Consider the following 20,498-nt stretch of genomic DNA (forward strand, 5'->3'; position numbering starts at 1 on the left):
TTAACATTTCCACACCTATAGCATCGGCCAAATCTTTGACCACACCGCATCCAAAATATCCTGCAGCCGATCTTCCTGACTATTGATGGCGATCACGGCATCCTTATCGGGCATGACCATACAGAACTGACCATGCGCGCCATCCGCCCGATAGGCATTGTGGGAGCACATCCAGAATTGATAGCCGTAGCCTTGACACCAGTCACGGCTGCCTTCATTGCCGATCTGCTTGCTCGTTGCAAGCTGAATCCAATCGGCAGGGATCAATTGTACCCCGTTCCACATTCCATGCTGCAGAAGCAGCTGGCCGAAGCGGCTCAGTTCTTCGTTCGTAAGTGCCAGCCCGGCACAGCCCAGCGTTACGCCAAGCGGCGAGGAATCCCACGTTTCTTCTGTAATTCCAAGCGGCACGAACAGCCTTGGACGCAAGTAGTCGTGCACCGTTAATCCGACGGCTGCCTGTACCATTGCCGAGATCATGAAGGTATCTCCGCTGCTGTATGTGAACCGCTCGCCTGGCACTCTATCCAGAGACAGAGACATGTAATAGCGAACCCAATCCGTTTCCTGCAGCGAAGCTCGTTCCTCTGCCCAGAGAGGGGGAGAGTCATGACCGGAAGACATGCGAAGCAGTTCGCCCAGCTTGATGCCTGCGGGGTGAAGCAGGGGATTGGGCTCCGTGTGCATATGAGCGTACTGCGGGAACATATCTCCTAGCGTTGTGTCCAGGGTCAACTTGCCTTCCTCCATGGCGAGACCGACGGCCATGCATGTAAACGATTTGCTGATCGAGTGCTGCAACCGCCGACTGTCTTCGTTCTGATCCCACTTTCCGATCAATTTCCCGCCCTGACGAACCCGCACAGAGGTGACCTGCAATTGTTCAGCCTTAATCCGATTCACGAATTCGGTCAGGCTTGAGGGTTCTATCATCTCCATTACTCCTTTCTCAATATGAGTGGTATGTTCCTATATCCGCCCAAACCATTTCACGCGCATTAGAATTCGAGCACATTCCGTTTCGCCAAAACGCTTGTTGTATATGTCATGGATGATCGATGTAGAAACGTGATCTAAATCTCTTCATGAAAATCATGAAATCACGCGTCACTATTGAATAGAAACGTTTCAATTATGTATGATGAAATCTATACTTCAAGTATGTCATTGGTTCTAGTGCGTTGTCAATGAGTCTATAGTAATCGCTTTCTTTTTATTTTATATCTCAAAAACTGGGTAATTGCCAATTATGAGTATTCAAATTTTACCCCTTTGATCGAATGCATCAAAAAAAGCATTGACAGATTCAGGAACATAGATCTATGATTGTGTCGAAACGATTCGAAAGAGTTGCTTACATTACGCAATCATGTGTTTTCAGCGAGTGATTTTCACTTAGTTGCAGACGAAAAGCTGGATTACAGTAGCGAATGAACATGTAAAACGGTCGATGTTTGATGATCTATTAGCAGTCAGAACTATATTTCAAAAATCCAAAAATGAAAGGGATTACATATGGCGCATGTAACGATAGAAACTGGGTCGAACGTTTTGCGAATGAACACGAGCATTCACGTGATTTATCCCTTGGAATCGCAAACTCCGCCAAGCAGTACGCTCTATTTGCTGCATGGTGCTGGTGATAATGCGAGCACATGGCAGCGGCTGACGACGATTGAGCAATATGCGCAGCGTCACAATTGCACGGTAATTATGCCAGAGGCTAATCGCAGTTATTACACAGACATGGCGTATGGACTCGACTACTTTACATTCATTACCGAAGAGCTTCCCGATTTGTGCAGCAAGCTGCTCCAGTTGAATGTCGAGCCAGAGCATACATACATCGCGGGCTTGTCGATGGGGGGATATGGTGCATTGAAATGTGCGCTTACCTATCCCGAGCGTTACGCCAAGGCAGTATCGTTGTCCGGGGTGACCGATATGCAGCGTCGACTTCGCGATCCCGATATGCCCCATGGAATGGTGAGAGAGATGCAGGCGGTGTTTGGCATGGATTTACTTCTGAAGCCCGAGCAGGATCTATATGCGCTGGTTGCCAAGAGGCTGGAAGCGGGAAACCCGATGCCGTCCATACTGTGCTGCTGTGGCACGGAAGATCCTTTCATCGAAATGAATCGAGCGTTTGCTGCGTACATGAATGCGACTTCTTCATCCGGGTTCCACTTCCGCTATGTTGAAGATTCGGGTATCCATGACTGGGTATTTTGGGAGAAGCATTTGAGGACAGTGTTTGACTTTCTTTTTGACAACAAGAAGCGAACTGAGAGGGGAAATGCAATGTGAAATCTGCAGCCTTGCAGGGGCCAGACGGCAAGCTGAAGAGTCGTTCGAAGCTGGGAGCGCTATTCAGTGATATATGGAAGCATCGAATGGTATATACGCTGCTTCTTCCTGGGCTGATCTGGCTTCTTCTTTTTGCGTATTTGCCGATGGGCGGCTTATCGCTTGCCTTCAAGGAGTATAAGGCGAACCTGGGCATTTGGGGCAGTCCGTGGGTCGGGTTTGAAAATTTCAAGTACGTGTTCCGTGATCCCGCCTTCCTCGATGCGCTGTGGAGAACGCTGTACATCAACATCATTAAGCTGGTCATTCAATTCCCATTCCCGATCCTGCTGGCGCTCATGCTGAACGAGCTTCGAATGAAGCGTGGGAAAAAGGTATTTCAAACCGTGCTGACGTTTCCCCATTTCTTGTCATGGATTATCGTGTCAGGGGTTGTCATTAATGTACTAGCCTATGATGGACTTGTGAACAGCACGCTGACGCTGCTTGGACTGCCAACGATTAATTTTCTTGGGTCAGAGAGCACGTTCGTTCCGATGCTGCTGCTTACGGACATTTGGAAATCGACCGGATGGGGAGCCATTATCTACTTGGCTGCCATCTCGGGAATCGATCAGGATCAATTCGAATCTGCCCAGATTGACGGGGCGTCACGGATGCAGCAGGTGTTCCGTATTACATTGCCCAACATTATGCCAACCGTCACGGTCATGTTCATTCTGTCCGTAGGCGGACTGATGTCATCGGGCTTTGATCAAATTTTCAACTTGGCAAATGCAGCTACGAAAAATGTGTCCGAGGTGCTGGATGTGTACATATACCGGATCACCTTCCAATCTTCGACTGACTTCTCGTTCTCAACGGCGGTCAGCTTGTTCCGATCTCTGGTGAATATGATCCTGCTGCTTGCTGCCGATCGAGTAGCGAAAATGCTGGGCGGAGACGGGCTATTCCGATAAGGAGGGGAAGCAACAATGAGCAAGAAAACGGCACGGCGGTCAGCGTTCCGCAGAGAGAAGATGACTGCCCTCGACTATATCTTATTTGTCATTCTACTTGGTATTGCACTGTTGATTCTCATTCCATTCTGGAATGTCATTATGATTTCATTCTCGACGCCGAAGGAGTACGCCGACAATCCGTTCATGTTGTTCCCGAAAAATCCGACGCTGGCCTCCTACAAGGCGCTTTTCATGGACGGAAGTATTCTTATGGGATACTGGAACACCTTCAAGCTGCTTATTGTCGGTTTGCCGCTAAGCCTGTTCTTGACGAGCAGCATGGCTTATGGACTTAGCAGAAGCAAGTTTCCGGGCAAACGGATTATTTTCTTTCTCGTGCTGTTCACGATGATTTTTAACGGTGGCATTGTCCCGCTGTACCTGATCATGAAATCCCTGCATCTGACCGGAACATTATGGTCTGTCATTTTTGCCGGCAGCTTCAGCGCTTTCAATATGATTCTGATGATGAACTATTTCTACAGTCTTCCGGAATCGCTGATGGAGTCCGCACGCTTGGACGGAGCGGGCGAATGGAGAATTATGTTCTCCGTCGTGCTTCCGCTGGCCGCTCCCATTATGGCAACCATTACGCTGTTCTATGGAGTCGCATATTGGAACAGCTGGTATGATGCGATGATCTTCCTGCGCAAGGCAGAGCAGCTTCCGCTGCAGAACGTGCTTCGCACCATTATTGTGGAATCGACGACGAACGCATCTAATGCTTCAAGCGTAAGTGCTGTCGGCAAGCAAGCTTTTTCAACGGGGATGAAGATGGCGGCGGTGTTCGTCACGATGGTGCCTATCATGTGCTTCTTCCCTCTGCTTCAGAAGCATTTCGCTAAAGGGGTGTTAACAGGGGCAATTAAGACCTGATGATACACATAGATTTTTGTTATTTTTGCATGATGGTATGACGGCACTATGCATCAAAAATCTATTATCCAAAAAACAAGGGGCGACAAAACATGAAAGCAGACAAAAAGCTGTCGGTAAGATCCATTCTTCTCCTCTCGCTATGTCTGGTAATGCTGCTGGCTACAGCATGCTCGAAGGAGGGGGCGCAAGGGGGAAACGAGAAGGATGAAAACGGAAATTACAAGGATAAGCTCAAAATTTCCGTGGCAAGCACCATTAATCTGAAGGACGGACAATTGAACAATGAGTTCCACAAGTTCTGGATGGATAAGTTTAATCTGGAGTGGGATTACAACTTCATTGAATGGGATTCATGGGCGGAGAAGCTGCGGCTGTGGGTCAGCTCCGGCGATCTTCCTGACGTGGCTACATGGAACTATATTCACGGCGACGCGATGAACTATATCGATCAAGGGCTTCTGTACAAGTTCCCGGACGATTGGAAGGAGCGCTGGCCGAACGTGGCTACTGCCTACAAGCTGACTGGGCTTGGCGAGAAGCTGGAAGAGCTGAAGGGCGGCACTTATCTGCTGCCACGTCCCGTGTACTACGAGAACAAGCCTGCTGATCCGCTTGTCAACCAAAACGGCGTTATTGTTCTGCGCAAGGACTGGGCAAAGGCTGTCGGCTTTGAATTAAAGGATGCCTATACGACAAGTGAATTAATGACGTTTGCCAAGCTGGTGAAAGAGAAGGATCCGGGCAAGGTCGGTGCGAATCTGGTGCCTCTTTCCTTCAATGCAGGAGACGCAATGGTGAACATCATTATGCCGAACAGTGAGCATTCCCGTGTGGAGTCTGCCTTCTATAAAGGAGGGGATGGAAAATATCACTGGGGGCCAGCTGATCCAGAAACGCTTGTTGGCTTGAAGCTGATGCAGCAGGCATACAAGGAAGGACTGTTGAATCCTGAGTTCTATACATGGAAAAACAGCGAGGGAGGCGACAACTTCCGCGTGAAAGGCGCAGCGGCAGTAGCCGGCCTTGGCGGTCTGGCTTCCTTTAGACAAGACGTGGATAAGGATATGCAGAAAAACCTGGGCGTGAGCAGCGACGATCTTGTTCATACTGCGATCGTGCTTGGCGACGACGGCAAATATCGCAATCTGGAGCAGGCGAATTTCTGGTCGGCACTCATTTTCTCGCCGAACATCAGTAAAGAGAAGTTTGAACGAGTTATGGACTTATTGGATTATTCGACTAGCACAGAAGGGCAAATGATGTTGAACATGGGCTTCGAGGGCAAGGATTGGAAATACGGCGACAACAAGGAGCTTGTAAGCCTGCTGCCGGAAGGAACATCGCTTGAGGACAAATACCCAAGCCGCTTTGAAGGGCTGTATTTATTAGGAGACGACTTCAGCATCATTAACCCGGCGATTAAGAAGGAATATCGCGACCGCTCCGTTCTGCATTATCAGAACAAGGCGAAGCTGGGCAAAGAGGGCGGTAAGCTGGCCGCCTACGACTGGACGGTTCAATTGCACGATTCCAAGGTGAAGAACCAGGCAACTTTCACTTACGAGACGGAGTACACGAATCTTATTTTGCAGAGTGGTGATCTGGAATCGAACTGGAAAAAGTGGGTGGAGAGCAAAATGTCACTCGTACAGCCGGCTCTGGATGAGTTGAACAATTTGAAATAGGTACGATTTGTTTGAATGAACCCGGTATGCCAATTGAGCACAGAGATTGCTGCTGCCGGGTTCCTTTTCCACAATATTGTTCTTCTCAATGAGGAATTTGCACAATCGATGATTGCTGCTCTTTGGCGCACGCACAACGGAATCAAAGTATTGCGCAAGTCCCTGAGGAAGGAGAATCACTACTTTAGGAAATGAAAAATGAAAAATGATAATCCCTTCGAATGATGACCAGTCAATGATCTTTCATACGAGAAATTCGAACCGTGGAGGAACTACTATGGATAATCAACAACTTCAAGCGCTTGTACAACAGATGACATTGGGAGAGAAAATTGCTCAGCTGCTGCAGCTTACGGGACATTTTCATGAAGGCTCGGACAGCGAGGGGCAGGTGACGGGGCCAATGGAGGAAATGGGCATAACGGAGCAGATGGTTGCGGCGAGCGGCTCTGTGCTTGGCTTGTCCGGGGCGCAGGCGGTAATCGATGTGCAGCAGAATTATATGAAGAAAAGCCGTCTTGGCATTCCGCTTCTATTCATGGCCGATGTCGTTCACGGCTTCAAGACCATTTTTCCGATCCCGCTCGCGATCGGCTGCTCGTGGAATACGGAGCTCGCAGAACAGAGTGCGGCAATCGCGGCGCGAGAATCGGCTGTCGCGGGCATTCATGTGACGTTCGCACCGATGGTCGATCTGGTTCGTGATCCGCGCTGGGGAAGAGTGATGGAGACGACGGGCGAGGATCCGCATCTGAACAGCTTATTCGCACGGGCGTTTGTGCGCGGCTATCAAGGCAGCGATGTAAAGGGAGATTCGGAGCGGCTGGCCGCATGTGTGAAGCATTTTGCCGCTTATGGGGCACCGGAAGGAGGCCGCGAGTACAACACGGTTGATATGTCGGAGAGAGCCTTGCGCGAATATTACTTGCCTGCGTATAAGGCAGCGCTGGACGAAGGTTGCGAGATGGTCATGTCCTCCTTCAATACCGTTGACGGAATACCCGCAACAGGCAATGAGAAGCTGCTGCGCGGAATTTTGCGCGAGGAATGGGGCTTCGGCGGCATTGTGATATCGGACTGGGCTTCCATACGGGAAATGATTGCTCACGGTGCGGCTGAGGATGATCGCGAGGCGGCTCTCCGTGCTATACGGGCGGGAGTGGACATCGAGATGATGACGCCGTGCTATGTGCATCATTTGCCGGGGCTTATCCGCGAAGGCAAGATAGATGAAGCGCTTGTCGATGAAGCGGTGCTGCGTATTCTGCGCCTCAAGGACAAGCTGGGCCTATTCGAGAATCCGCTGCGCGGCTCGAATCCAGAACGGGAGCGTGAGATTCTTTTCTGCGCGGAGCATCGCAAGGCATCCTACGAGCTGGCAGCTAAATCCTGCGTTCTGCTGAAAAATAGCGGCATACTGCCATTGCAGCCTGATACTAAGGTGGCGCTGATTGGGCCATTCGCCCAGAGCGAGGACATATTAGGCTGGTGGTCCTGCGTCGGTGCGAAGGAGGATGCGGTGAAGCTGGGCGATGCCTTGTTGGAGCGGCTGCCAAGCGGGCAGCTGAGCATCGCGGCTGGATGCGACATCGAGTGTATGACAGCAGCTCAGTTGAAGGAAGCGCTCAATACGGCTGCTGCCGCGGATGTCATTGTGCTTGCGCTAGGCGAGGCATCCGCGATGAGCGGCGAAGGCGCCTCCCGTACGGATCTTCGTCTGCCGGAAGTGCAGCTTGATCTAGTGAAGCAACTGAAGACGCTTGGCAAGCCGATGGCTGCTGTCTTGTTCAATGGCCGGCCGCTCGATCTGCATGGCGTCATCGAATCAGCAGATGCTGTATTGGAAGCATGGTTCTCTGGCAGTGAAGGCGGAGCAGCCGTTGCGGACATCTTGCTCGGCAAGGTGAATCCGTCAGGGCGGCTTACGATGTCGTTCCCGCAATCGGTCGGACAGGTTCCGGTTTATTACAATCATTTCAATACGGGACGGCCGCTGAATCCGAGCAAGACGGATGAACGCTATGTCTCGAAATATATCGACTGCTCGAATGAGCCGCTGCTTCCGTTCGGCTACGGACTGTCCTATACATCGTTCGCCTACAGCAATCTGGAGCTATCCAGCAGCGAGATATCAGACGAGGAGGAGCTCGAAATCCGCATAACCGTTACGAACACAGGAGCGAGAGCAGGTGTGGAAACGGTGCAGCTGTATATCCGCGACATATCGGGCGAGGTTGTTCGTCCGCTGCGCGAGCTGAAGGACTATGTGCAGATTGAGTTGGAATCAGGAGAAAGCAAGGAAATCCGCTTCCACTTAACCGAGGAGCAGCTGAGATATCACCATTCTGATCTTCGTTTTGCAAGCGATGAAGGAATGTTCCAAGTACATGTTGGATCGAACAGCCGTGATACATTGCAAGATTCTTTCCGACTCGTTCGCTGATGCTTATTTAAGAATAAGAGATGAGCTAATCAAAAAAGCATAGCCTTACTAGAACAACTAGAACTAGATTTATAGATACAAAAGATGCCTTGCTATGAGCTGGGATAGGAGGAAGGGCAGACATGACGACAATAGAGAGATCAACGCAGTCGAAGTTTACGATACAAGCCGGCGAATTGCGCTTTACATTTTGGACGAGCGGTGATTTGCATCAAGCAGTTAGCGGGCAGATCATGCTCAATCAGTTGGTGACGAGTCCGCTTGATGGCTCGCTCAATAACTTATATCTGCGGATTCACGACGATTCGGGTATCCGCTTCTATCCGCTGCTCGGGATTCGCTCACGCAGCACCGTGCGGGTGGAAGGGAACCAGGCCGTATGGGAAGGGGCCGTCGAGGGAGTAGCGTATACGGTTACCTTTGCACTTCTGAAAGAGGGCATTTGGTTCTGGGATATTGCGGTACGCGGGGAAGGTGTAACCGTCGATATCCTGTATGGCCAAGATCTTGGCGTTGCTTCAGTAGGTGCGGTACGCAGCAACGAGGCGTATCTGTCGCAATATATCGATCATGCTGTCTTCGAGGATGAAGAGATCGGCTGTGTTGTATGCTCACGCCAGAATCAACCGCAAGGTGGATCATTCCCTTATATGCAGCAGGGAGCGCTCAGCCGTGCGATTGGCTACTCGACTGACGGGTTTCAATTTTTCGGATTGTCCTATAAGGAAACCAACATACCAGTGAGTGTGATCAAGCCTTGTCTTTCCAATGAAGTGTATCAGTACGAGTTTGCCTATACTGCGCTGCAATCAGAGCGTGTTATGCTTCATGGAGAAGAGCGGTTTGTATTTTATGGCCTGTACAAAACAGACCATGCAGCTGCAATAACGGAGCTGGAGTATCGGGACGAGGTCCGGCAGGCATGGGAAGCCTACTTGTCCGAGTCAAGTCATATAGCGGCGAACGAAAAAAATGCAGCATCGAATCCTGTCCAATTCAATGCCGATATTGCTGAACCCCTGCGGACGCTTTCGATGACAGAAGCAGAAGTACAGGCGCTTTTCCCGGAACGAAATCAGGAAGAGCGCATGGATGGCAAGCTGTTGTCCTTCTTCACAGATTCCTACGAGCATGTCGTGCTGAAAGAGAAGGAACTGCTCGTTGAACGTCCGCATGGTCATATCGTAATGAGCGGAACCAGCGTGAAGCTTGGCGCGCAGGTCATAACGTCGACTGCTTATATGTACGGCATTTTCAACTCGCATGTGGTGGTCGGTAACACAAATTTCAATAAAATGATGAGCAATGCCCGCAACCCGCTGAACGTGCCAAAGACGTCTGGGCAACGCGTCTATATACACTTGAACGGGAAGTATCGCCTGCTCGCGATGCCGTCCATGTTCGAGATGGGCTTCAATTACGCGCGCTGGTATTACAAGACTGACGACGACATGCTAATTGTGACGAATTACACGGCATCGGACGCGCCTGAGATCCGCTTGAACGTCCGCTCTGTGAATGGAACGGCCTATAAGTATGTGGTCACCAATCAAGTGACGATGAATGTCAACGAGTTCGAGCTTCCGGTTCACATGAAGCAGGAGGGCGGAATGCTGATTTTCCATGCGAATCGGGAATCGCTGAGTGCTAAGGTGTGCCCGAATCTAGAATATCGCATGTGGGTGGAAGGGGCGTCAGTGACGATCGGTGATGAGACGATGTTGGCAAGCGGCATCCAATCTGGTGACGCTTCACTTGTTGTCATGCAGCTTGATATGAATCAAGAATGGACGTTAACAATTCAGGGATTGCTGGACGGACGAGAGAACGCAGCGAATTCGGAACACTCCCCGGGGACACGTGATATCCAAACCGAAATGGACGCATACCGTGCATTTTTGAAAGGCTTGATGAACGAATTCCATCTATCGTATGGAGCGGGACAATCCGATGAGCTATTCAAGATGAATGCCTTGGCGTGGTGGTACACACATAACATGCTCGTTCATTATGCAGTGCCGCACGGACTAGAACAGTATGGCGGAGCGGCTTGGGGGACGCGTGACGTATGCCAAGGGCCAGTTGAATATTTCATGGCTACTCACAAGTACGAGCAGGTGCGGGATATTGTGAAGATGGTCTATTCCCACCAATATGAGGATGATGGAAACTGGCCGCAATGGTTTATGTTCGATGAGTACTTTACGGTACAGCAGGAGGAGAGCCACGGGGATATTATCGTGTGGCCGCTCAAGGTGCTGGGCGATTATTTGACGGCAACCGGGGATTACAGTATTTTGAAGGAAAAGGTTCCTTATACCATGAAGCAGCGTTTTGACTTTACGGCGGATAAGGCGACCATACTGGAGCATGCCATCAAGGAAATATCGTATATTCGCAATCATTTCCTACATGATACGCATTTATCATCTTATGGCGATGGAGATTGGGATGATACGCTGCAGCCGGCGAATGCGCAGTTGAAGAAATATATGATCAGCAGTTGGACCGTGGCACTTACGTATCAAGCAATGAAGCAATTCGCTGATGTGCTGCTGGCAGTGGACAAGAAGCTGGCTGAGGAATTGCAAGAGATCGCATCCGGCATTGAACAGGACTATAAGCGCTGCATGCTGCACACGGAGGTTATTCCCGGCTTCATCTATATGGAAGATCCGGCGCATGCCAAGTTGATGCTGCATCCGACAGACACGGATACCGGCATTCAATATCGGCTTCTGCCGATGACGCGCAGCATTATTGCCGAACTGGTCGATGAGAAGCAGGCTCACATTAATTATCGCTTGATTCAGGATAATCTGTCGTTCCCGGATGGTGTGCGGCTTATGAATCGACCGGCTCAATATGCGGGCGGCGTCAGCACTCACTTTAAGCGGGCTGAGCAGGCGTCGAACTTCGGACGCGAGGTAGGACTGCAGTATGTGCATGCGCATATTCGTTATGTTGAAGCGATGGCGAAGCTTGGGTGTGCGAACGATGCTTGGCGGGGCTTGGAGACGATTAATCCCGTTGGTATTCGGGAAGTCGTCCCTAACGCAGAGCTGCGCCAAAGCAATGCCTACTTCAGCAGCTCTGACGGGAAGTTTCATTCCCGGTATGAGGCGCAGGCGAATATGGATGCGCTTCGCAGTGGATCGGTGCAGGTGAAGGGCGGATGGAGAATCTACTCCAGTGGTCCGGGAATCTATATGAATCAACTAATTGCAAATGTGCTTGGTATTCGGCAGGCTGGAGGCGATTTGGTCATTGATCCTGTGCTTCCGAACACGATGGATGGGCTGCATTTTGACTATCAATTTGCCGGAAGACAGGTTACCTTCATCTATCATATTGCAGGCGGTGGCGTGAGCCGCACGGCGATAAATGGGACGCTGGTGAATGCGGAGCGGTTGAATAACCCGTATCGGCAGGCTGGCATACAAATCGCCAGTGCGGATATGGAACCCGAATGGAGAAGCGGCGCAAATCGGATTGAAATATGGATGTAAGGAAGGCAAAGGCGATCTTTTTTCGGGTCGCCCTTTTCCCTATAATGCTACAATAGGGAAAGGACATCTGAAGAGCGTGAACGGACATCGGCACATCTTAGTATGACAAAGCGGCATCCGTTCGGATGCAACATCATAAGGAAGAAGGATTGGTTATCAAACGGAGGATTGAGGACACGTGGTCAGTATAAAGGATATCGCTAAAAAAGCAGGAGTGTCAATTTCAACGGTATCTTATGCCCTGAATGGCAGCAGCAAGGTGACGGATGAGACAAGCTCAAAAATATTGGCTATTGCCAAAGAATTGAACTATGTACCGAACGCCGCTGCCCGCAATTTGAAAAAAAGAGAAACGAAGATCATCGGCGCCTTTTTAACGGACTTCAAGGGCGAAGTATATGGCGAATTGCTGGACGGCATGAAGAAGGTATGCAATGCGCAGGGCTATGATCTGATCGTATGCAGCGGGAAGCAGTCTCACCGCATGCTGCCGGAACGAATGATCGACGGCGCCGTCATTCTCGATCAGACGTTCACGAGCGAGGAACTGCTTATGTACGCTGATCGCAATCATAAGATTGTGGTGATGGATCGGGAATTGGATCATCCGAACATTAATCAGGTGCTGTTGGACAACAAGGCGGGTGCGACCTTGGCGACGGAATATTTGGTGGAGCAGGGGCACCAGAAGATTTATATTGTGACAGGCCCGCCTGGATCGTATGATTCCGAGCAGAGGATGAAGGCAGTGAAGCTCGTATCGGATCGGGCAGCGAATGTGGAGTGGGTTGAAATCGTCGGCGACTTCAACAAAAGCGGCGGTGAGAAGGCTGCCGAGCAAATCTTGCAGGAGTACACTAGTCCAGCAGCTGTATTCTGCTTGAACGATGAAATGGCGGTTGGGTTGTACAATCGCATATCAGATACAGAGCTCCGTGTTGGCGAGGATATTCATCTGATCGGGTTTGACAATATTGAGCTGACTCGCTATATGCAGCCGCGACTCGCAACCATCGATTATTCCAAGCACAAGTGGGGCTCGCTCGCATGCGAGCAGCTGCTTAAGATGATTGCGGATGAGAAGGTTGAGCATGAGCGCGTCTACGTTACCCTCGTTAAGGGGGAATCCGTAGGTAAAGCTTAACAATTATGGATCCAACCATGTCTCTTAAGCAATGAGTATCGCTCGATGACTAAGTCAATCTATTGCAAAACATATGGATTGCTCCTTGATGGCGAACCCAAATACTGCTATCATTATCGATAAAATATCGCTAGCAGAAGACGTTCGGATCATTTTATGGGCGCCTACGAACATGCTAGTCATGGAGACAAAGGTGGGAGAAACCGATGGGACAATATCGCGCGTACAATTTTAATGCAGGGCCGGCAGCGCTGCCGCTGGCTGTATTGGAGCGAGCACAAGCCGAATTCGTAGATTTTCAAGAGCAAGGCATGTCCATTATGGAAATGTCGCACCGCGGAGCGGTATATGAACAGGTTCATAATGAAGCGAAACAATTGCTGAAGGAACTGCTGAACATTCCTTCCGGGTACGATGTATTGTTCCTGCAAGGCGGAGCTAGCACACAATTCGCGATGGTGCCGATGAATTTGCTCACTGAAGGCAAAGTAGGCGCATATGTACATACCGGAAGCTGGGCGGAGAAAGCAATTAAAGAAGCCGAGCTGATTGGTGCAACGCGCGTTATTGCTTCGACAGAAGCGGATCGCTTTATGCGCGTTCCGATGCCAGAAGAGGTAGTCGCACCAGAGGATGCGGCCTATGTGCACATCACTTCCAATGAGACAATTGGCGGAACGCAGTACCATGCTTATCCAGACAGTGGTTCTGTACCCCTTATTGGGGATTTGTCCAGTGACATTTTGTGCCGTCCAGTAGATGTATCCAAGTTCGGCATGATCTACGCAGGCGCTCAGAAGAATCTGGGGCCATCTGGAGTAACCGTCGTCATTGCGAAGGAAGAACTAATTGCGAGCAGCCCGAAGACGATTCCGACGATGCTTCGCTACAGTACTCATTATAAAAATAATTCCTTGTACAATACACCACCTTCCTTCTCCATCTACATGGTCAATCTGGTGCTGCAATGGCTGAAGGAGCGCGGCGGGCTTGAGCAAGTTGAACGCGATAACCAAGCTAAGGCAGAACTCTTGTACAGCACGATTGATGCTAGCGGAGAGTTCTATCGCGGCTGTGCGGAGCGCGGAAGCCGCTCCCTCATGAACGTGACCTTCCGCTTGGCGGACGAAGAGCTTGAGAAGGCCTTCATCAAGCAAGCTGGCGAAGCAGGATTCGTAGGTCTGAAAGGACACCGCAGCGTTGGCGGGCTCCGTGCTTCCATCTATAACGCAGTTCCATACGAGAGCTGTGAGGCTCTTGCGCAGTTCATGAAGCAGTTCCAACAGCGCAACGGTTAAAGGGAAACGTGAAATCATTGTTCTTATAAGTAACAACGAGTTAGTGGGGAGTGTATCCCGCTAACTCGTTTTTTTTGTATGCGTGTATAGAGTGCCAATTTCCGTTATAACATTTTTTTGAAATGGTACTCCATTTTCCCGGCCAGAGCTTGAGCGGTATCTCCGGTTTCTCTGAAATCATGAATATAGATTTGTTCAAATGCCCCAAAGTCTACTTGCTTATAAAATTCAAAACACGGGAATCCATCATGGCTGCCCTCAACTTCAACGGCACCATTTTCTGTAACTCGTATGTGTAATAAATAATCAACAGGAGGCGCAAGTGCTAGTAATGGATTACTGGCACTTGCACGCATTTGGAACATGACTTCATTAGAGCCCCAACTAATATGGGAACACAAAATGCCCTCTGTACTGGCTTTGCCGGTTCTTCTATGCTCAGAGCCATCTGGGTGAGTCACTTTTTCGGTTGTGATGCCAGTATTCGAATAGGAGAACACTTCCTTTTTATAAAAATCAACAACAACTTCTTGCTCAACTCTGGAACGCATTGCGTTTACGGCATACGGTGTAAATTCGCGAGTATCCCCTTCGTATTGAATGATATTTCCCGTATCCAACTCTTGCTTCGGCTCCGTCCAAGACATAGGTATAAAAACACTTGCTCGAATTTTAACAATGTTCGCCATAGCACCCTCCATGGTCATGTAATTGTGTTCGTTCATTCATAATAGCCCAAGGCATTGATTATGCATAAGCCTTATGCAGTAATTTACATGGAATAATAAAAACCCCGCCTGCTCGGGGAAACAGGCGGGGCTATATCGGAAATGAGGAATAAGTTAGGCCAAGTGACGCTTTGTCGGTTCTGTAAGCTTGTAGCCTACATTGCGAATCGTCATGATATATTCAGGGCTGCGCGCGTTCTTCTCCAGCTTGTCGCGCAGATGGCTAATATGGACATCGACGATGCGTGTATCGCCGAGGAAGTGATAATCCCATACGCCGTGCAGCAGCTGCTGTCGGCTCAATACCTTGCCGCGATGACGGCATAGGAAGACGAGCAGTTCGAACTCTTTCGGAGTTAACTCCACATCCCGGCCTTCCAGCTTCACTTCACGCTGATCCGCCATGACGTGCAGACTGCCGATTTGGTACACCTGTCCTTCATCTACAAGAGGAAGGGAACGGATGCGGCGCATAACAGCCTGAATGCGGGATATAAGCTCCTGCGGGGAGAAAGGCTTCGTCATATAATCGTCAGCCCCATTATCTAATCCATCAATCTTATCGCCTATTTCATGCATCGCTGTCAGCATAATGACAGGCACCATATTGTTCGCCACGCGCAGCTTGCGGCATACTTCCAATCCATCGCTCTTCGGCAGCATGCGGTCAAGTATGATCAGATCTGGACGGAAAGTGGATAGAACATCAAATACAGCCTCCCCATCATAAACACACAGAACGTCATAGCCGGCCAGCTTCAAATTATATTCAATGAGGGTAGAGATTGAAGGTTCGTCATCAACAACTAAAATTTTGGATTTCAAAATAGTCCCTCCCACAATTCTTTTAGTAAGTAATCGATTGAACAATTTACTGCATTCGATATCGTGCGCCAATTGCTTCCCGATCGAATGCCATATACCAACATTATGAAGGATATTCGTCAGCGGCATATTAAGCAAACGTAAACTGGGTGTAAAAAATAGAGGAACCGATGCTCGGTTCCTCTTCAACATTGCGGATGTATTTCATGTGATCAATGGATATTCAATGGATATTTAATGGATTAATACTCACGTGACCTAGAAAAGCAGCTTAGGCACTAACTTGCTGTTTCGCTTTCTCGTCCTGCTGCTTATGGAAGAACGGCCACCAGTTGGCAGAACCGAACGTCTTGACCATGACGGGTACGAAGAACGGCAGGATGAGGAATGTATACAGGGTAAGTCCGGATAATACGACAGTTGCAATTTGCATCATGGACAGTACGCCTGATGGATAGAAGGAAGCAAATGTTCCTCCTAAGATGATTACGGCAGAAATAATAACCGTCCCCATATTTTTCATCGCGTATAGGATTGCATCCTTCACATCCAGATGCTTATTCTCATTGAAGCGCTCCATCAAGAAGATGCTGTAATCGACGCCAAGTGCCATCAGCATAACGAAGCCGAAGAATGGAGCTGCCCATGTAACGCCGGAGTAATCCAGCATCTTCGTAAAGATCACTTCCGTAATTCCCATCGAAGTGAAGAAGGTAAGCAGCAAGGATGCTACGATATACAGCGGCATAATGATGGATCGGAACAGGACAATCAGGATGAGCAATATGCCGATGATCATGTACGTTACGGTTCTCATATAATCTTCACCAGACATTTGCTTCAAGTCGGCAAACGTGCTCGATACACCGCCAACTGCGATCGTCGCCTTTTCCAAGGAAGTTCCCTTCACACTGCGATCCACAGCTGCCTTCACAGCGTCGATCCGATCGATAGCCGGGGTTCCATATGGATTATCAGCAAAGATGACGTCCAAGGTCATTACACTGCGATCCTCGGATAAGTACATATCGAGCGCCTTGCGGAAGGCGTCATTCGTTAATACTTCATCAGGAACGAACCAGCCGCCAAGCCCTTTATCCGGCGCTGTACTTACATTTTGCAAATATCCCTGAGCAGAGTTGAGCCCATCCGATACTTGCGTCAATCCATCGGCTCCATCCTTCAAGCCGGTCGTCAGCTTGCCAATCTGATCAGATAATTGCGAGAAGCCGTCTCCGATCTGTTTTTGGCCAGCTTGAAGTTTATCAAGTCCTGTTATGATGCCAGGGACTTTACTAATGATTTGGCCTTGGCCATTGGCTGCCTGCTTCAGACCTGACTCTAGCTGCGAGATGCCCGCAATGAGCTGATCGAATCCTGATGCCAGCGCCTTCTGGCCGGTAATGGCTTGCTCGTAGCCTTGGTTCGCCTGAGCCATGCCTCCGTTTACTTTCGCTAATGTAGATTGCATCTGTCCAAGAGCGCCGGATAATTGGGCTGCCCCTTGCCCAGCAGCGGTTACGGTACCGCGAATTGTCATATAATCAGCGTCTTTCAACAAATCCGGGAAGCGTTCCTCCAAGCCGGCGAACCGACTCGTTAACGATTGCAGCGATTTGGTCAATTCGCTGAACTGTGTATTCATTTGGCCGACGCCGCTTGTTATTTCAGTAAGACCTTGCCCAATCTGCTTATAGGTATCGAGCAGCTTCTGATGCGCTTGGGCAAGTTTTTGCGCACTCTCCTTGGCCTGCTTCAGACCTTGCTGCAGTTGGCCGGCACCGGCAGAACCATCGCGAATGCCGGATTCAATGCGGCCAAGTCCGTCATTCAGCTGCTTGATTCCGGATTTCAGTTCTTCGGTTCCCGCAGTGAGCTGTGCTGCTCCGCTAGCTGCCTCTTTGAGCTTAGGCCCGTTTTTGCTCAGTTCGTTGCTTGCTTCGGACAATCCATCTTTAATTTTGGATAATCCGTCATTTCCCTTGGACAGGCCGCTGTCAAGTGTCTTGACCTGTTCGGTAATTTGGAAGTCCTTGATTTCATCGCCTGCAGGTCGGCTAAGGCTGCGAACGCCCGATACACCATCTACCTTAATCAGCTCACGGCTCATTTTCTCGGCTACGGCCATATATTCGCCCACTTGAAGCGGGGAAGAGCTCTTGATGACGACTTGGGTCGGCATGGATTCGCCAGGCTCGAAGCTGTCTGCAATAATATTAAAGGCTTTGACGGAATCGTATTTATCACCGATTTCCTCCAAGCTGTTAAACGATACTTCACCTTTATAGGATATTAGGAACGGCACAGTGACGGCTGCAACCACGAGCATCGCTGCCAGCGGTCGGCGCAGTGAGAACGAGCCAATGGCACCCCACGAACGGCTTTCTTTATGCTCAATCGATTTCTTCGCTGGCCAGAACAGCTTCTTGCCGAGCACGGCCATAAAGAACGGTACGACCGTAACTAACGCGAGCAGCATAATCGCAATTCCAATGGCAACTGCAACGGCAGAACGATACAAATTGAATTCGGAAAATCCAATCACGGAAAAACCGACAAGTACGGCGATTCCGGAGAAGAGGACTGTTTTGCCGGCAGTACGGTACGTAGCGGCAATCGCATCCCATAGATCGTCGTGCTTAGCGAGCTCTTCCTTATACCGACTGAGGAGCAGGATGCAGTAATCCGTTCCAATTCCGAATAAGACAGCCACCATAAAGATTTGCGTGAACGTCGATAACGGGAATTGGGTGCTTTCGACAAGAAATGCGACAATGGATTGTGAAATGATATAGCTCAGACCGACTGTTAACAGCGGAATGAAGGCTGCGACGATCGAGCGGAAGACGAAAAATAGGATGGCTAGAATGAATACAACGGTAATCAGTTCCGACTTCTTCAAGCCCTCTTGTGAGCTGATGAGTTGGTCATTTTCAATCAGCTTTTGACCTGTAATGTAGTGCTCAACAGAAGTAGAAGCGAGTTCTTTATTGATTTGATCACGAATCTCTACCGGATTCGCTGTCTCGGTGCTGACTAATAGGGAGGTGAGTACAGTTTTGTTGTCTTTGGAAATTAATTTAGCCTTTAATTCCGACTGTCCGTATGGTTCGAGCATGGAGACGATATGAAGGCTGTTTTTGTTTTGATTGAGCTGTTGAATAGCCTGCTGAATGTCTTTGGTGTCCTTATCAGTCATTCCATTTGGATTATGGAAGACCAATGCCATACTCGTTTCATGCACATTGCCTTTCGCATTGGACACTTCATCCATGATGCGGATCGCTTCTGCAGAGGAGTAGCCGTCAGGTACGCCAATCGTACCATGCTCCTTCACAAGCTCAGATAGCGACGGTGCTGCTATGGCAAGAATAACAGCAACCGCAATCCAGGCCGTCATGACGGCCCATCTTGCTTTTAGTATCGTTCTCATGTTTGATTCTTCCCTTCTGTCATCAAGCGGGCGAGCTTCTCGTACGTCCCGATGAAGGTTTCGACTTCCGTTTCATTGAAATGAATCAGATAAGAGGAGACAATATCCTGTACCTGCTTATCCACTTGCTCATAGACCTTCTGCCCTTCCTGGGTTAGGGACAGTTCGATGACGCGACGATCCTCCTCAGCAGGTGTTCGTTCTACATATCCGTGATCGACAAGTCTATTTATAATGGCGGTAATGGAGCTCTTGACGACCTTGAATACAGCGGCCAGATCAGTGGAAGTGCACTGCCCCCGCTGATGAAGTACGCACATAATCTGGTATTGATCGATGGTTAGATGATTGGGGATTGCTTCTCCGATCTCGTTAAATAAATGCTTCATTACTGTAAATTCTGCGGCGATATACCGTTCGATGACGGTTTTGGCATCTCGTTTCACAACAATAGCTCCCTTATGATATTAAATGGTTCGATAATCAAATCGTTCAATAGTCGAATCATTCGATTGTAGAACTATAATAATTCATGCAAAATCCAATGTCAAACCCACCTCTATGAACATGGTGCAACAAGATCAATGTACTTGCTGTGCACGGAAATCTATAGGCTTGCCATATTGGTGTATAATATAACAATGAAATATGTGAGGTGAACATCAGATGGCTTTCAACATCGTTCTGGTTGAACCAGAAATACCAGCTAACACAGGAAATATTGCGCGCACTTGCGCAGCGACGGGTACTCATCTGCACTTGGTTCGTCCACTCGGGTTCCGAACGGACGATGCGACCTTGAAGCGTGCAGGTCTCGATTATTGGTATGCAGTAACGATTCATTACTATGATTCGTTCCAAGAACTTCAGGAGAAATACAAGGACGGCCGCTTCTTCTATTCGACGAAGAAAGCAGACAACTGCTACAGTGACTTCTCGTTCCAGGATGGGGACTTCTTCGTATTCGGCAAGGAGACAAAAGGTCTCCCTGAGGATATTATTCATGCGAATCCAGAGACTTGCATGCGTATGCCAATGACGGATAAGGTTCGGTCACTCAACTTGTCTAATGCAGCGGCAATTGTCGTATATGAAGCACTGCGTCAAGTAGACTTCTTTAATTTGCGGTAATTGCACCTTATTACAAGATTTGAATAAAAACGAATTGAATTGACAAATTTCAGCAGGATTTTGGATCGAGGCATCGAAGTAGTAGGGGCAGTAGTTTCGAGGGTAAACATGAGAG

The 20,498-nt window shown here is 49.2% G+C and carries 14 protein-coding genes; 9 read left to right on the forward strand and 5 right to left on the reverse strand.

The window, feature by feature from the left end; all coding sequences use genetic code 11:
- Positions 1 to 15: 15 nt before the first annotated feature.
- Complete coding sequence (locus ABN764_RS22000) at positions 16 to 933, reverse strand: serine hydrolase domain-containing protein (protein WP_446673129.1); 918 nt, start codon at positions 931 to 933, stop codon at positions 16 to 18.
- A gap of 624 nt (positions 934 to 1,557) precedes the next feature.
- Between ABN764_RS22000 and ABN764_RS22005 the strand changes: the two genes are divergently transcribed.
- The 8 genes from ABN764_RS22005 to serC all read left to right on the forward strand — a co-directional run bounded on the left by ABN764_RS22005 (position 1,558) and on the right by serC (position 14,266).
- Complete coding sequence (locus ABN764_RS22005) at positions 1,558 to 2,307, forward strand: alpha/beta hydrolase (RefSeq protein ID WP_446673157.1); 750 nt, start codon at positions 1,558 to 1,560, stop codon at positions 2,305 to 2,307.
- Positions 2,304 to 3,266 carry an ABC transporter permease gene (locus tag ABN764_RS22010; RefSeq protein ID WP_446673130.1) on the forward strand — a complete coding sequence of 321 codons (963 nt, stop codon included), beginning with the start codon at positions 2,304 to 2,306 and terminating at the stop codon, positions 3,264 to 3,266. Before ABN764_RS22005 ends, ABN764_RS22010 begins: the two co-directional genes overlap by 4 nt.
- Positions 3,267 to 3,281: 15 nt before the next feature.
- Positions 3,282 to 4,184, forward strand: coding sequence for a carbohydrate ABC transporter permease (locus tag ABN764_RS22015; protein ID WP_021261536.1), 903 nt, complete (start codon positions 3,282 to 3,284; stop codon positions 4,182 to 4,184).
- Between the two features lie 92 nt (positions 4,185 to 4,276).
- Positions 4,277 to 5,872, forward strand: a complete 1,596-nt coding sequence (locus ABN764_RS22020; RefSeq protein ID WP_446673131.1) for a type 2 periplasmic-binding domain-containing protein — start codon at positions 4,277 to 4,279, stop codon at positions 5,870 to 5,872.
- A 277-nt stretch (positions 5,873 to 6,149) separates the two neighbouring features.
- Positions 6,150 to 8,315: a beta-glucosidase BglX gene (gene bglX, locus ABN764_RS22025; protein WP_446673132.1), complete on the forward strand. Its 2,166-nt coding sequence runs from the start codon at positions 6,150 to 6,152 to the stop codon at positions 8,313 to 8,315.
- 122 nt (positions 8,316 to 8,437) lie between these two features.
- Positions 8,438 to 11,824, forward strand: coding sequence for a GH36-type glycosyl hydrolase domain-containing protein (locus tag ABN764_RS22030; protein WP_446673133.1), 3,387 nt, complete (start codon positions 8,438 to 8,440; stop codon positions 11,822 to 11,824).
- A gap of 178 nt (positions 11,825 to 12,002) precedes the next feature.
- Positions 12,003 to 12,968: a LacI family DNA-binding transcriptional regulator gene (locus tag ABN764_RS22035; protein ID WP_446673134.1), complete on the forward strand. Its 966-nt coding sequence runs from the start codon at positions 12,003 to 12,005 to the stop codon at positions 12,966 to 12,968.
- A 206-nt stretch (positions 12,969 to 13,174) separates the two neighbouring features.
- Positions 13,175 to 14,266, forward strand: coding sequence for a 3-phosphoserine/phosphohydroxythreonine transaminase (serC, locus tag ABN764_RS22040; RefSeq protein WP_446673135.1), 1,092 nt, complete (start codon positions 13,175 to 13,177; stop codon positions 14,264 to 14,266).
- 104 nt (positions 14,267 to 14,370) lie between these two features.
- Here serC and ABN764_RS22045 read toward each other — a convergent pair whose 3' ends face one another.
- The 4 genes from ABN764_RS22045 to ABN764_RS22060 all read right to left on the reverse strand — a co-directional run bounded on the left by ABN764_RS22045 (position 14,371) and on the right by ABN764_RS22060 (position 19,698).
- The gene (locus ABN764_RS22045) at positions 14,371 to 14,955 is read right to left on the reverse strand and encodes a DUF3238 domain-containing protein (protein ID WP_446673136.1); all 585 of its coding nucleotides are present in this window, start codon (positions 14,953 to 14,955) and stop codon (positions 14,371 to 14,373) included.
- Positions 14,956 to 15,108: 153 nt separating this feature from the next.
- A complete protein-coding gene (locus tag ABN764_RS22050) occupies positions 15,109 to 15,819 on the reverse strand; it encodes a response regulator transcription factor (protein ID WP_021252585.1) in 711 nt (236 codons plus the stop codon).
- Between the two features lie 271 nt (positions 15,820 to 16,090).
- Positions 16,091 to 19,252 carry an MMPL family transporter gene (locus ABN764_RS22055; RefSeq protein ID WP_446673137.1) on the reverse strand — a complete coding sequence of 1,054 codons (3,162 nt, stop codon included), beginning with the start codon at positions 19,250 to 19,252 and terminating at the stop codon, positions 16,091 to 16,093.
- Positions 19,249 to 19,698: a MarR family winged helix-turn-helix transcriptional regulator gene (locus ABN764_RS22060; protein WP_174809351.1), complete on the reverse strand. Its 450-nt coding sequence runs from the start codon at positions 19,696 to 19,698 to the stop codon at positions 19,249 to 19,251. The genes ABN764_RS22055 and ABN764_RS22060 overlap by 4 nt, the downstream gene beginning before the upstream one ends.
- 220 nt (positions 19,699 to 19,918) lie before the next feature.
- Between ABN764_RS22060 and trmL the strand changes: the two genes are divergently transcribed.
- Positions 19,919 to 20,383 carry a tRNA (uridine(34)/cytosine(34)/5-carboxymethylaminomethyluridine(34)-2'-O)-methyltransferase TrmL gene (trmL, locus tag ABN764_RS22065; protein ID WP_021252582.1) on the forward strand — a complete coding sequence of 155 codons (465 nt, stop codon included), beginning with the start codon at positions 19,919 to 19,921 and terminating at the stop codon, positions 20,381 to 20,383.
- The last annotated feature ends 115 nt before the right edge of the window (positions 20,384 to 20,498 follow it).

The sequence above is a fragment of the Paenibacillus wuxiensis genome (genome assembly GCF_040195695.1).
Taxonomy (GTDB): domain Bacteria; phylum Bacillota; class Bacilli; order Paenibacillales; family Paenibacillaceae; genus Paenibacillus_B; species Paenibacillus_B suaedae.

Bases quoted from the DNA above. Each gene is read 5' to 3' on its own strand.
- ABN764_RS22000 (WP_446673129.1), bottom strand. From the start codon at position 933: ATGATAGAACCCTCAAGCCTGACCGAATTCGTGAATCGGATTAAGGCT.
- ABN764_RS22005 (WP_446673157.1), top strand. From the start codon at position 1,558: ATGAACACGAGCATTCACGTGATTTATCCCTTGGAATCGCAAACTCCG.
- ABN764_RS22015 (WP_021261536.1), top strand. From the start codon at position 3,282: ATGAGCAAGAAAACGGCACGGCGGTCAGCGTTCCGCAGAGAGAAGATG.
- ABN764_RS22020 (WP_446673131.1), top strand. From the start codon at position 4,277: ATGAAAGCAGACAAAAAGCTGTCGGTAAGATCCATTCTTCTCCTCTCG.
- bglX (WP_446673132.1), top strand. From the start codon at position 6,150: ATGGATAATCAACAACTTCAAGCGCTTGTACAACAGATGACATTGGGA.
- ABN764_RS22030 (WP_446673133.1), top strand. From the start codon at position 8,438: ATGACGACAATAGAGAGATCAACGCAGTCGAAGTTTACGATACAAGCC.
- serC (WP_446673135.1), top strand. From the start codon at position 13,175: ATGGGACAATATCGCGCGTACAATTTTAATGCAGGGCCGGCAGCGCTG.
- ABN764_RS22045 (WP_446673136.1), bottom strand. From the start codon at position 14,955: ATGGCGAACATTGTTAAAATTCGAGCAAGTGTTTTTATACCTATGTCT.
- ABN764_RS22055 (WP_446673137.1), bottom strand. From the start codon at position 19,252: ATGAGAACGATACTAAAAGCAAGATGGGCCGTCATGACGGCCTGGATT.
- trmL (WP_021252582.1), top strand. From the start codon at position 19,919: ATGGCTTTCAACATCGTTCTGGTTGAACCAGAAATACCAGCTAACACA.